General features: G+C 68.0%; 13 protein-coding genes. 2 read left to right on the top strand and 11 right to left on the bottom strand.

What is annotated here, in order from left to right; all coding sequences use genetic code 11:
• Positions 1 to 125: 125 nt before the first annotated feature.
• Entirely contained in the window at positions 126 to 1,229 is a 1,104-nt protein-coding gene (locus tag EU513_RS06930; RefSeq protein WP_240795970.1) for an NADH-quinone oxidoreductase subunit D, read from the top strand.
• 86 nt (positions 1,230 to 1,315) lie between these two features.
• Here the strand turns inward: EU513_RS06930 and EU513_RS06925 are convergent, their stop codons facing one another.
• The 10 genes from EU513_RS06925 to EU513_RS06880 form a co-directional block, all read right to left on the bottom strand.
• Complete coding sequence (locus EU513_RS06925) at positions 1,316 to 1,798, bottom strand: DUF3180 domain-containing protein (protein WP_129625173.1); 483 nt, start codon at positions 1,796 to 1,798, stop codon at positions 1,316 to 1,318.
• Complete coding sequence (gene folK / locus EU513_RS06920; protein ID WP_129625172.1) at positions 1,798 to 2,679, bottom strand: 2-amino-4-hydroxy-6-hydroxymethyldihydropteridine diphosphokinase; 882 nt, start codon at positions 2,677 to 2,679, stop codon at positions 1,798 to 1,800. Before folK ends, EU513_RS06925 begins: the two co-directional genes overlap by 1 nt.
• The gene (gene folP / locus EU513_RS06915; RefSeq protein WP_168990181.1) at positions 2,676 to 3,515 is read right to left on the bottom strand and encodes a dihydropteroate synthase; all 840 of its coding nucleotides are present in this window, start codon (positions 3,513 to 3,515) and stop codon (positions 2,676 to 2,678) included. The genes folK and folP overlap by 4 nt, the downstream gene beginning before the upstream one ends.
• Positions 3,512 to 4,105 carry a GTP cyclohydrolase I FolE gene (gene folE, locus EU513_RS06910; RefSeq protein WP_129625171.1) on the bottom strand — a complete coding sequence of 198 codons (594 nt, stop codon included), beginning with the start codon at positions 4,103 to 4,105 and terminating at the stop codon, positions 3,512 to 3,514. The genes folP and folE overlap by 4 nt, the downstream gene beginning before the upstream one ends.
• Positions 4,077 to 6,092: an ATP-dependent zinc metalloprotease FtsH gene (gene ftsH, locus EU513_RS06905; protein ID WP_129625170.1), complete on the bottom strand. Its 2,016-nt coding sequence runs from the start codon at positions 6,090 to 6,092 to the stop codon at positions 4,077 to 4,079. Before ftsH ends, folE begins: the two co-directional genes overlap by 29 nt.
• A gap of 247 nt (positions 6,093 to 6,339) precedes the next feature.
• Positions 6,340 to 6,891, bottom strand: a complete 552-nt coding sequence (gene hpt, locus EU513_RS06900) for a hypoxanthine phosphoribosyltransferase (protein WP_129625169.1) — start codon at positions 6,889 to 6,891, stop codon at positions 6,340 to 6,342.
• A gap of 4 nt (positions 6,892 to 6,895) precedes the next feature.
• Positions 6,896 to 7,870 (bottom strand): tRNA lysidine(34) synthetase TilS, encoded by a 975-nt coding sequence (gene tilS, locus EU513_RS06895; RefSeq protein ID WP_129625168.1) that lies wholly within the window; start codon positions 7,868 to 7,870, stop codon positions 6,896 to 6,898.
• 14 nt (positions 7,871 to 7,884) lie between these two features.
• Positions 7,885 to 8,922: a zinc-dependent metalloprotease gene (locus EU513_RS06890; protein WP_129625167.1), complete on the bottom strand. Its 1,038-nt coding sequence runs from the start codon at positions 8,920 to 8,922 to the stop codon at positions 7,885 to 7,887.
• Between the two features lie 26 nt (positions 8,923 to 8,948).
• Positions 8,949 to 10,352: a D-alanyl-D-alanine carboxypeptidase/D-alanyl-D-alanine-endopeptidase gene (gene dacB, locus EU513_RS06885; protein ID WP_129625166.1), complete on the bottom strand. Its 1,404-nt coding sequence runs from the start codon at positions 10,350 to 10,352 to the stop codon at positions 8,949 to 8,951.
• A 55-nt stretch (positions 10,353 to 10,407) separates the two neighbouring features.
• A complete protein-coding gene (locus EU513_RS06880) occupies positions 10,408 to 11,724 on the bottom strand; it encodes a nitrate/nitrite transporter (RefSeq protein WP_129625165.1) in 1,317 nt (438 codons plus the stop codon).
• Between the two features lie 41 nt (positions 11,725 to 11,765).
• Here EU513_RS06880 and EU513_RS06875 point away from each other — a divergent pair, with 41 nt between their 5' ends.
• Positions 11,766 to 12,623 carry an alpha/beta fold hydrolase gene (locus EU513_RS06875; RefSeq protein ID WP_129625164.1) on the top strand — a complete coding sequence of 286 codons (858 nt, stop codon included), beginning with the start codon at positions 11,766 to 11,768 and terminating at the stop codon, positions 12,621 to 12,623.
• Positions 12,624 to 12,778: 155 nt separating this feature from the next.
• Here the strand turns inward: EU513_RS06875 and EU513_RS06870 are convergent.
• Positions 12,779 to 13,046, bottom strand: a 268-nt coding sequence (locus tag EU513_RS06870) for a hypothetical protein (RefSeq protein WP_205744693.1), incomplete at its 5' end; no start/stop codon positions are given.

Genomic DNA, 13,046 nt, shown 5'->3' with positions numbered 1-13,046 from the left:
GAACTGGCCCCATGCCCTCCAGCTCCGACGACGAACGCTTTGCGGGCAACCGGTCGGACACAGGACCACAAAGTTCTCCGTCGGTGACCGCGACGGTGGGCGGCACCGGTTTCTCCACCACCGACATGGTGCTCAACATCGGTCCGCAGCACCCCGCGACGCACGGCGTCCTTCGTCTGCGGCTCACCCTCGACGGCGAGCTGATCAAGCACGCCGAACCGGTCATCGGCTACATGCACCGCGGCGCGGAGAAGCTGTTCGAGGTGCGCGACTACCGGCAGATCATGGTGCTGGCAAATCGACACGACTGGCTGTCGGCGTTCAGCAACGAGATCGGTGTCGCCCTCACGGTCGAGCGGATGCTGGGCATGGACGTGCCCCAACGGGCCACCTGGACGCGCACTCTGCTGGCCGAACTCAATCGCGTACTGAACCACCTGATGTTCGCCGGCTCCTACCCACTCGAGCTCGGTGCGATCACCCCGATCTTCTACAGCTTCCGCGAGCGCGAGGAGTTGCAGGCCGTCATGGAGGAGATCTCCGGCGGACGGATGCACTACATGTTCTCCCGCGTCGGTGGCCTGCGTGACGACCTGCCGGCCGGCTGGTTGCAGCGGGTGGACGCGGCGATCGAGGCCGTCCGCCGGCGCCTGCCCGAACTCGAATCGCTGCTGATCGGCAACGAGATTCTGCGTGCCCGCACGCGTGGGGTCGGCGTGCTGTCGGCCCGCACCGCGAAGGCGTACGGAGTCAGCGGGCCGATCGCACGAGCCAGCGGGCTCGACGTCGATCTGCGTCGCGACCAGCCCTACCTTGCCTACGGTGAATTGTTCGCGCCCGGCGGCCCCGGACGCGTGGTGACCCGCACCGCCGGCGACTGCGAGGCACGCCTGGAAGTGCTCCTGGAGCAGATCCATGTCAGCCTCGACCTGGCCGAAGCCTGCGTGGATCGGTTGCGCTCGATGCCGGCCGGACCGGTCAACGTGAAGCTGCCGAAGGTGCTGAAGGTGCCCGAGGGCACCGACTACTTCGCGACCGAGAACCCGTTGGGGTTCAACGGCTACTACCTCGTCTCCCGCGGTGACAAGACGCCATGGCGCCTGAAGCTCCGGTCGGCATCGTTCAACAATGTGGCCGTCCTGAGTGAAGTGCTCGAGGAGACCCTGGTCGCCGACATGGTCGCGATCCTGGGATCGATGTTCTTCGTCGTCGGCGACATCGACCGCTGATTACGGGAAGGGATTTTCCTCACCGGCAGGGAAATTCTCCTGCTCACGGAACAATTCTCCCTCGATCTGTCCGCGCACGGACGGCCTCACGCGGGAGTGGCGTCGCCCTTCGGCTTCTTGTCGTCGTCGTCCTCGTCGATGCGGCACCACTGCTGCACCACGAAGCCGATGATCGCCAGACCGACGGACGCGAGAGCCGAGGCCGCCGCGACGATCGCGATGCCGCGCAGACGGTCGGAGTCGAGGTTGTGCAATGCCGCCGCTGCGTGACCCGCATACCAACCGGCGAGCACGCCGCCGACGAGGGCGGACGCCTGTGCGGCGACCAACGTCCGACGGGCCACCTGGGGCGCCGGCATCCGGCGCGCGGTGTGCCGGCGGTACGAGCGGATCTGCCAACCGCCGGCGGCGACCAGCCCGCCCATCAGCGCGATGACCGCGACAGTGAACCAACTGATCTGCGGGATCGTGTTGCCCTGCGTGCTCCAGAAGCGCAGGAAACCGTAGGACAGCACGAAAGCGATGACGCCGGCGATCACCGGGTGTCGTACCTGGACACCGTCCTGCATCAGTCGTTCACCGCCCGGACTCCGGTGGTGTCGACCTCGGCGGCGAGATCGCTGACCGCGCGGACGCCGTCCGCGGTGCGCAACCGGGCACCCGGGTCGAGGTTCCCCCAGGGCACCAACACGAAACCGCGCTCGCCGGCTCGCGGGTGCGGCAGGGTCAGCTCGTCGGTGTCACTGGTCAGATCGGAGCCGTCGGACGGGTCGCCGACCTGAATCAGATCGAGGTCGAGCGTCCTTGCCCCCCAACGGCCTTCGCGGGTGCGGTGGTGCCAGCGCTCGATCTGGTGCAGCCGGTCGAGCAGCGTCTGCGGCGCCAGGCGCGAGCGGCCCAAGATGACGGTGTTGAGGTAGTCGGGCTGGTCAGGTCCGCCGACCGGGTCGGTCTCGACGAGTGGCGCGACCGCGACGACGGTGAGTCCGTCGGTCTCGTCCAGCGCGCGGATCGCGGCCTTCAGCGTGGCCTGCCGGTCGCCGAGGTTGGCGCCCGCTGCGATGACGACAGGGCGGTCGTGCTCGCGGTGCACGGTGACCGCGGGCCCACCCAACCGGGCGTCGTGGAACGGGACGCCGGCAGGAGCCTGCGGCTTGCGAATGGTCACGGTGGCGGACTCGACCCCGGGAAAGGAAAGCGTGGACGCGGCGATGCGCTCGGCCAGAGTCTCGATGAGATCGACCGGTTCGCCGCGCAGGACGGCCTCGGCCGCCTGGGCGACGTCGGCGTAGCTGACCGACCTGGTGAGGTCGTCGGACTCGCCGGCCCGGCGGACGTCGATGCCGAACGTGATGTCGGCGAGGAAGCGCTGCGGCTCGACCTTCTCGCTCGCAAGCACGCCGTGGCAGGTGGTGACCTCGAGGCCAGTGATCGTGATCGTGTCGCTCATCGCGCCGCCCGCAGCGAGCCGACGACGTCGCAGGCCGCCCTGGTGGAGCGCACCTCGTGCACGCGGATCGCCCAGACCCCGGCCTGGGCCAGCACCACGCTGACCGCAGCCGTCGCGGCATCACGCCGGTCGGCGGGCAACGGCGAACCGTCCACCGATCCGACCGGACCGAGGAAGGACTTACGGGAGGCCCCGACCAACAATTCGTGACCGAGTTCCATGAAGCGCGGCGTGGCACGCAACACCGCCCAGTTCTGAGCGGCTGTCTTGGCGAAACCCAGGCCCGGGTCGAGCACCAACAGCTCAGGACGGATCCCGCTGTCCAACAGTGCGTCCCGGCGCTCGCTCAGCTCACGCAGGACGTCCTCGACCACATCGTCGTACTGCGTGCGGGTCTGCATGTCGTGACTGTGACCGCGCCAGTGCATGGCGACGTACGCCGCCCCGACCTCGGCAACCATGGTCGCCATTTCCGGGTCGGCCAGGCCCCCGCTGACGTCATTCACGATCGCCGCTCCGGCCTCGACGCACGCGTGCGCCACGGATGCGCGCATCGTGTCGACCGAGATCGGCACGTCGGCAGCAAGAGCCTCGACCACCGGCAGCACGCGGGCCTGTTCATCCTGGGCGGACGGTCGTTCGGCACCTGGACGGGTCGACTCGCCACCGACGTCCAGGATGTCGGCACCCTGGGCGATGAGGTCGCGACCGTGCGCGATCGCGGCTTCGTGGTCGAACCAGCGTCCGCCGTCGGAGAACGAATCGGGGGTCACGTTGACCACGCCCATGACCAACGGGCGGTCGGCGGGCCGCTTCGGCAACGACCGGGCGGTCATCGGTGGGAGGAAGCCTTCATCAGGCTCATCGCCTCGGACCGGGTCGCCGGGTCACGCAGCACGCCTCGCACCGCGGAGGTGATCGTCGTGGCGCCGGGCTTACGCACGCCGCGCATCGACATGCACAGGTGCTCGCATTCCAAGACCACCAGCACGCCCTGGGCATCCAGGTGGGTGATGATCGCGTCGGCGATCTGCGTGGTCAGCCGCTCCTGCACCTGCGGACGCTTGGCGAACACATCGACCAGGCGGGCGATCTTCGACAGCCCGGTCACTCGTCCGTCCTTGGCCGGGATGTATCCGACGTGTGCGACGCCGTGGAAGGGCACCAGGTGGTGCTCGCAGGTGCTGTAGAGCTCGATGTCCTTGACGATGATCAGCTCGTCGTGATCGATCTCGAAGGTGCGCGAGAGCACCTCGGCGGGATCCTGATCCAGGCCGGAGAACACTTCCTCGAACGACTTGGCGACCCGCATCGGGGTGTCGACCAGGCCGTCGCGGTCGGGGTCCTCCCCGACCGCGATCAGCAGTTCACGCACCGCCGCGGCGGCGCGATCACGATCAAATGCCCGGCGGGTCAATGCGTCCACCGTCCGGCACCTCGACGATTGCCTCCACCGGACGCTCCTCGTCCTTGTCGAGGTCGACGCCCTGGGCCAGCGCACGCTTCTCGGCCTCGGTCATGACCGGCGGGCGGTCGCTGACGAACCGGCGGTCGCTGGACAGCCACACCTGACGCTTCGGACGCTTGTGCACGTTCTTGAAGATCTCGGCGAGCTGCTCGGCGTTCAGCGTCTCCTTCTCCAGGAGTTCGAGCACGAGGGCGTCGAGGATGTCGCGGTTGTCGTTGATCGCGTGCCACGCCTCGTCGTGCGCGGCCTCGATGAAGCGGCGCACCTCGTCGTCGACGACGCTCGCGAGCGCCTCGGAGTAGTCGCGCTCGTGGCCCATGTCGCGCCCGAGGAAGACCTCGGAGTTACCGGAGCCGAGCTTGACCGCGCCGACGCGCTCGCTCATGCCGAACTGCGTGACCATCTGGCGCGCCATACCGGTCGCCTTTTCGATGTCGTTGGACGCACCCGTGGACGGGTCGTGGAACACGACCTCCTCGGCCACACGTCCGCCGAGCGCGTACGCCAGCTGGTCGAGCAACTCGTTACGGGTGGTGGAGTACTTGTCGTCGATCGGCAGCACCATCGTGTACCCGAGAGCGCGGCCGCGCGGCAGGATCGTGATCTTGCTGACCGGCGCGGTGTGGTTCATCGCCGCGGCGACGAGCGCGTGACCACCCTCGTGGTACGCGGTGATCTTGCGTTCCTTGGCGCTCATCGCACGGGTCTTCTTCTGCGGGCCTGCCATGACGCGGTCGATCGCCTCGTCGAGCGCACGGTTGTCGATGATCTGCGCGTTGCTGCGGGCGGTCAGCAGCGCCGCCTCGTTCAGCACGTTGGCGAGGTCGGCACCGGAGAAGCCCGGGGTGCGACGGGCGACGGCGAGCAGGTCGACGTCGTTCGCCATCGGCTTGCCCTTGGCGTGCACTTGCAGGATGTGATGACGGCCGGCCATGTCGGGCGCCTCGACCGCGATCTGACGGTCGAAACGTCCCGGACGCAGCAGCGCCGGGTCGAGGATGTCGGGACGGTTGGTCGCCGCGATCAGGATGACATTGGTCTTGACGTCGAAGCCGTCCATCTCGACCAGCAACTGGTTGAGGGTCTGCTCGCGCTCGTCGTGGCCACCGCCCAGACCGGCACCACGGTGGCGGCCGACGGCGTCGATCTCGTCGACGAAGATGATCGCCGGGGCGTTCTCCTTGGCCTGGTTGAACAGGTCGCGGACGCGAGAGGCACCCACACCGACGAACATCTCGACGAAGTCGGAACCGGAGATCGAGTAGAACGGGACGCCGGCCTCGCCGGCAACGGCGCGGGCCAGCAGGGTCTTACCGGTACCGGGCGGGCCGTAGAGCAGCACGCCCTTCGGGATCTTCGCGCCGACGTCCAGGAACTTCTTCGGTGACTCCAGGAACTCCTTGATCTCGTGGAGTTCCTCGACCGCCTCATCGGCGCCGGCGACGTCGGAGAAGGTGACGGTCGGCATGTCCTTGGTGGCGAGCTTTGCCTTCGACTTGCCGAACTGCATGACGCGCGAACCGCCGCCCTGCATCTGGCTCAGGATGAACCAGAAGACACCGAGCACCAGCAGCAGCGGCAGGATCGTGAACAGCAACGACACGAAGACGTTCTGCCGGGCCGGGTCGTCGGTGAAGCCCTTCGCCGGCGGGTTCTTCTCCAGCAGCTGGACGATGTGGTTGCCGCGGGCTGTGACGTAATCGGCCTGGACCTTCTTGGCGTCCTTGGCCTCACCACCGGTGTACGCCGTCTTCAGCGTCAGGTTGATGCTGTCGGGCGTGAGCTTGGCCGACTCCACCTGCTTGTTGGCGATGAGCTTCTGGGCTTCTGAGGTGTCGATCTTCTGGTAGCCACCGGCATTGCCGACGGAGAACCAGATGAACGCACCCGCGATGACGAGGGCGATCAGCAGCCAGGGGCCGCGGACGAGACGCTTCGATTTCATGTACGTGCGGGGTGGTCGCCCCGTGCCTCCTGCTCACTGTGCATTACCAGCTGACCGACAGCCGACTCGCTGACCGACGCTACATCGTGGTGGACCGGCGCAAACCGATCGGTCCATCCTCCCAGCCCCAACGGACCAGGGACGAATTGTGTTCCGGCTACCTCACATCGGTGGTCGAGTAGCGAGGGAGGGTTACCGACCGAGCGCGATCGAGACCACGCCGAGGACAGGGCTGAGCCTGCGAAGCCTACGAGTACATGTGCGGCGCGAGCACGCCGATGTCGCGCAAGTTGCGGTACTTCTCGTCGAAGTCCAGGCCGTAACCGACGACGAACTCGTTGGGGATCTCGAAGCCGACGTACTTGCAATCGATCTCGACCTTGGCGGCCTCGGGCTTGCGCAGCAGGGTGCAGATCTCCAGCGAAGCCGGGTTGCGGGACAGCAGGTTGCTGCGGATCCAGTTCAGGGTCAGCCCAGAGTCGATGATGTCCTCGACGATCAGCACGTGCCGGTTCGAGATGTCGGTGTCGAGGTCCTTCAGGATGCGGACGACGCCGGAGGACTTGGTGCCCGAGCCATACGACGACACAGCCATCCAGTCCATGGTCACGGTGCCGGGCAGCGCACGCATGAGGTCGGCCATCACCAACACCGCGCCCTTCAGGACGCCGACCAGCAGCACTTCCTTGTCGTGGTAGGCGGCCCAGATCTCCTTGCCGAGCTCCTCGAGCCGGGCGTGGATCTGCTCCTGCGTGTACAGGACGTGGTCGAGGTCGTCACCGAGGTGCGCGGAATCCATGGGCCTATTCAACCTGACCGCTGGGCTCGACGTGGATCTGCCCGGTGCCTCGTCGCACCCGAAGCCGTCCGGGGACGTCCACGGGTCCTTGCCCGCGCCAACCGGTGAGCAGGGTCTCCAGGGACGCCACGTGTGTCGAGGACAGGTCGGCGATGACCGCGCCCTGCGCCGCAAGCGCTCCGCGCCACCACCGGGTGCGAATCGCGATCGGGACGCCCGTCAACTCCTCCACCGGCCACGGCGCACCACCCAGGCGGTCCTGCAGCGCTGCTGTTTCGGCGTCGAGGTGGTCGGCGTCCTGGCGGGCGAGGTCGGCCGTGCGGGCAAGACCCTTGATCAATCCCGGACCGAGATCACCTTCGAGATGGGCGAGCGCGCGACGCACACGCACCCGGGAAAAGCGTGGGTCGTCGTTGTGCGGGTCGTCCCAGAACACCAATCCCTCGGCCGCGCACGCCTGCCGGGTCTGCTGTCGGCTGATGCGCAGCAGCGGTCGGACGAGGCCGTGCCCGGCCGGTGCCATCGCCGCGATGGACCGGAGCCCGGACCCCCGCACGAGCCCGAGCAGCACGCTCTCCGCCTGGTCGTCCTGGGTGTGGCCGAGCAGGATTGCGTCCGCTTCCGTCCGCCCCGCGGCTTCTCGAAGCGCCGCGTACCGTGCTGCGCGGGCTGCCGCCTCCGGACCGTCCTTGCTGTCGGCGACCTCGACCGCGACCACCTGCGCGGACAGTCCGAGGCGGCGGACGCGTTCGGCCGCGTCCTGCGCGATCTGTGCCGAGCCGTCCTGGAGCCCGTGATCGACGACCATCGCCAGCGCTTCTGCATCCAGCTTGGGTGCCTCGAAGGCGACGGCGGCAGCCAGGGCCGTGGAGTCTGCGCCGCCCGAGCACCCGAGGATCACCCGGCGTAACCCGTTGTCCCGCAGCGCGGTCCGCACGGCCAACCGGATGGCGGCGACCGCGGGGTCAGGCCCGGGCACCGCTGACCGACCACTCAGCCATGGACGCGGGCGAGCCAGCGTTCGGGCTCGGTGATCTCCACGGCGGTCGGGAGGGTCTCCGGTGAGGTCCAGACCTCGTTGAGTCCGTCGACACCGACCTTGTCGATCACCGCGCGGCAGAAGACGGCGCCGTCGCGGTACTGCCGCATCTTGGCCTCGAGCCCGAGCAATCGGCGCAACAACCGGTCGACCGAGCCGGCACCCTTGCGCCGCTGGTCGAACTTGCGCCGGATCTCCTCGACGCTGGGCACGACCTGAGGGCCGACGTCGTCCATCACGACATCGGCGTGGCCCTCCAGCAGCGACATGACGGCGGTCAGCGCAGCGACCCGTTCGCGCTGCTCGGGCGTGACGAACACGTCGGCGAGCCCGCTGCCGCCCTCCTTGAGCGCGGCCGGCAACCGAGAGCTGATCTCCTTCAGCTTCTGCGGCACGGCCTCGGGGTCGGGCACCAGGTCGACCATCAGTGACCTCGAACTGTCGATCATGTGATCACGCAGCCATGGGACGGCAGTGAACTGCACTCGGTGGGTCTCCTCGTGCAGGCACACCCACAGCCGGAAGTCGTGGCTGTCTACGTTCAGTTCTCGTTCTGCCGCAACGATGTTGGGAGCCACGAGCAGCAGGCTCGGCTGTCCACCGGGGGCGAGGTCGTACTGGCCCAGCACCTTCGACGAGACGAATCCGAGCAACCCGCCGGCCTCGGTGCCGGAGACCTTGGACGTCACGGCCCGGGTGGCCCGGCCGCCGGCCCGCTTGGCCAGCAGTTTGTCCATCACCGGGTCGGTCAGCGATGCGAACGAGTTGACGTTGACGTCGATCCAGGTGCCCCGGTCCACGACGTGCACCGGCGAGTGCGGATGACCGGCGGTGTCGAGGCGAGCAGTGGAAGCGACCGGCTCGTAGGCGCGTTCTGCCGCGATTCGAAGATCCTCGGTGACGGCGTGCGCCTCCCCCAGACTCACGGTCGGGCCGTCAACGGCCACGCGTCGTCCGATGCGGCGGGCGACGGTCCAATCCACGTACGACATGTCAGCCAACCTAAGCGACGGTTCGGTCAGAGCTTCGCGAGCGCCGCGACGGTGTTGTCGATCGCGGCGCGGACGCCCCACGCGCCGGCCCCGTTCATCGGGCCGTTGCTGATGATCGCGAAGACGAGAAGGCGTCCGGAATCGGTGACGACCGTGCCGGCGAGTGAGCTGACGTCGGGCAGGCTGCCGGTCTTGGCCCGCACCTCACCGGCGGCCCACTTGTCGGAGTCGAGGGAGTAGCGGTCGTGCAGGGTGCCGTTCCAGGCAGCGACCGACTCGCGGGCGAGCACTTCCTGAAAGGGCTTGCTCCTTCCGGTCGTGCCGGCAACGAGCAGGTCGCTCAACAGCTTCGCCGGGATCGTGGTGCCGTCGGACAGTCCGCTGACATCGGCGAGCTTCACGCCGGTGGTGTCGAACCCGTCCTTCTCGAGCAGAGAACTCACCCATGTCGTGACAGAGTCACTGGGTACGCCCTGACCGAACGCAGCTGCGCGCGTGAGGGATTCGATCATCGCGTTGTCGCTGTCACGCATCGCTTGACCGAGCACGTCGATCAACGGGGCACTCTGCACCGACCCGAGTACGGGGACTCCGGCTGCGGACTTGACCTCGCCGCCGGCGACCGCGGTGATGCCGCGCTTGCCGAGTTCGGAGACCAACGCGTTCAGCACCGACCTGTTCGGGTCGGCTGCGGCAGGCTTCGGGGGCTGTGAGCGCTCGGTGGACAGGCCGAGTTGCGCGATCCGGGCCGAGAATCCCATCCCGAGGTAGTCGGGGTGCCAGGTCCTCACCGCGTCCGGACCGGGTGCGTAGGTGGTGGTGTCGAGGCCGACGGTCACCGAGGTGCGACCCCGCTTCTTCAGCCCGGTCGCGACCTGTGCGGCGAGATCGGCGACGCCGGCGTGACCGACGATCTGGTTCGGATCACCCTTGCCCGGCGCGAGGACCGTGTCTCCGCCGGCAACGAGCACGGGCTGTCCGCCGTGGTCGACCACCTTCGTGGTGAACGGCTTGTTCAGGTCCATGGTCGTGGCGACAGCCCAGGCCGCGAGCAGTTTCGTGGTCGATGCCGGGATGAGGGCGCGCGCGCCGCCTTGGTCGAAGAGGGTTGCGCCGGTCGCCGCGTCGCGTACGACGACCGAGGTGTCCGTCAGGTAGCCCTTGGACGCGAGCGGTCCCTTCAACGCAGCGGCCACCTGCGGGGCGCTCAACGGTTGCCCGGACGCGACGGGCACTGCGGACGGCGCGGACGGCGGTTTCGGGGCGGGGTACGCCGGCGCCGGGGTGGTCTGCGAGGGCAATGGCACGGGTGACGGGCTGGTGCTGTCGAGGGTGAGGATGCCGGGAACCTTGTCGTGAACGTCCAGCACGCCGTAACCGCCGACAGCCAGCAGGACGACGGCGCCACCGGCCAACACTCGTTTCAGCACTGTTTCCCTTCCGCACGCTCGTACGTCAGGTGCGAGCGTAACGGCGGCGGGCTGGTCAGCCGTGCCGCTTGGAGATCCGGCGACGCAGGTGCTCCATCTCGGGGTTGGTGTCGATCTCCGCCCGGGCCAGACGACGCAGCCGCACGATCTGCACGATGCCGATCGTCCAGACGATGTACTGGACGCACCACGCCGCTCGGAAGCTGTTGTTGGTCCAGGTCGCAGGCCCACCCGGGGAGACACGGTCGAGCACCACGCCGATCAGGACGACGGTGCACAGGGATGCGGTGAACCCACCGACGTTGACGATGCCGGTGGCCGAGCCGATGCGGTCCGGCGGGTTGAAGGTGCGGGCGAGGTCGAAGCCGACCATCGATCCGGGTCCGCCGATCGACATCATGATGCCGAGCAGCACGACCAGCGGGGTCGGCGGACGTCCAGGCCACAGCAGCACGACCGTCCACGTCGCCACGATGGCGAGGACGAGGCCGAGCACGAGCGTCGACCGCGAATACGGGAAGCGGACGGTGAACCCGCCGATGAACGGCGAGACCATGATCCCGGTGATCACCATCAGCGTGAGCAGGGCACTCGCCTCCCCCGAGGACATCCCCAATCCGACGGTCAGGTACGGGAATCCCCAGATCATCGCAAAGACCGTCGCGCTGAACTGTGCGGTGAAATGGCACCACAGGCCGAGCTGGGTACCCGGCGTCCGCCAGGCCGAACGCAACGCGCGTCCGACAGCGCGCATGTGCAGCTTCGTGCGATTCGGGTCGAGGTAGGGGGTGTCGCGGACGACCAGCAGCATGACGATCGCGACGACCACACCGGAACCGGACGCGATCAGGAACGATCGCTGCCAGCCGTACGTGTGCAGGGCGGCCGACAACGGACCCGCGGCAAGGATCGAGCCGACCTGTCCGGCCCATCCGGTCGCCTGGGTGACCATCGCGGACCGCGCCGGCGGAAACCACAGCGCGACCAGTCGCAGCACGGACACGAACACCATCGCGTCCCCCATGCCCACGAACACCCGCGCGAGCACGCCGGCTCCGAACGTGTGGGCGAACGCGAACCCGGCCTGTGCGAGGGTCATCATCGCCAGACCGGTGGTCAGCAGGGCGCGCGAGCCGAAGCGGTCGAGCATCGCTCCGACCGGCACCTGCATCGCGGCGTAGACCAGCAGCTGCACCATGGTGAAAGCGGCCAGCTGCGCCGAGGTGATGTGGAAGCGTTCGGCAGCGAGCACCCCCGCGACGCCGAGCGAGGCCCGGTGGAAGACGGCGAGCACGTAGACAAGCAGCGCCGCACCCCAGACGAACCAGGCCCGTCGTCCGCCGAGTGGATACGCAACCGGCGCCGTGCTCACTTCGTCCTCCTTTGTGGGTTCGACGTGTCAGGCTCGTCCCCATGGAGAACTTCGAGCGTGACGGACTGGTCTTCGACGTGACCGACAGCGGCCCCCGCGACGGTGAGGTGGTCGTTCTGCTGCACGGCTTCCCACAGGATGGCACCGCATGGACGGGTGTGTCAGGTCGTCTCAACGACGCCGGGCTGCGCACACTTGCCCCCGACCAGCGTGGCTACTCCCCCGGCGCCACGCCGAAGGGTCGGGCGGCGTACGACATCCGTGAGTTGATCGGCGACATCGCGGCACTGGTCGAGGCGAGCGGCGCCGAGAAGGTGCACCTGGTCGGGCACGACTGGGGAGGCGCGGTCGCGTGGTCGATGGCGGCGCACCGGCCCGACCTGGTCTCGACGGTGACCGTGTTGTCGACGCCGCACCCGGCTGCGATGGCCTGGGCACTGCAGCACGGCGGGCAGTGGCGCAAGAGCTGGTACATGGCAGCGTTCCAGGTGCCTTTCCTGCCCGAACTGCAGATGTCGCGCGGGATGCGAAAGATGTTCTCCCGCACCGGACTTCCCGACTCGTACGCCGATCGCTACGTGGCTCGCTTCAGCACCCGCGAGTCGTTGCACGGACCGCTGGGTTGGTACCGCTCTTTGTCCAGCCGCGCCTCCTTGGTCGCGAACGCCAAGCCCGGACGCAAGAAGTCGGACGGCGGCGGCGCAAAGCACGTGTCGATCCCGGCGACCTACATCTGGGGCAGCAAGGACTTCGCACTCGGTCGTGCGGCGGCGGAGAAGACCGAGGAATTCTGCGACGGGCCGTACCACTTCATCGAGTTGCCGGCCGGGCACTGGTTGCCCGAGACCCGCACGGACGACGTCGCCGAGGCGATCATCGAGCGCGTCAACGCTGGCTGAGCCGAACCACCCACTCCGCTGGCTGAGCCGAACCACCCACTCCGCGGGTTGAGCGCGCTGCCGACGAAGGAGGCAGCGCGCGCCGAAACCGAGGTGCGCTGCGATGCCGAGCCGACTCGGCGTGCAGTGGTGGATCGGCGTCGTCCCGGCAGCACTCAGAGGTTGCCCTGCTCCTTGCGACGCTTGCGCTCCTCGTCCTTCTGCACCAGCACCGGTTTGCGGATCGGCTCCTGACGCGGCTTGTTGCGACTACGGCGTTCGCCGATCATCACCATGATCACGAAGATCGCGACGAACCCCATCGAGAACATGATGAACGTCGGTCCCATCCCGAGAGCTTCGGACTTCGCGGGCAACATGGCGAGCTCGTTCACCCCTCGATGATCGCAGCCCCGAGCGATCGGCCGTAGTCCGGCCGCTCGA

This window comes from Yimella sp. RIT 621, assembly GCF_004146205.1.
In the GTDB taxonomy this organism is placed as follows: Bacteria; Actinomycetota; Actinomycetes; order Actinomycetales; family Dermatophilaceae; genus Yimella; species Yimella lutea.
The sequence above is the reverse complement of the archived record's forward strand: the minus strand, read 5'-3'. Positions and strand labels throughout refer to the sequence as shown.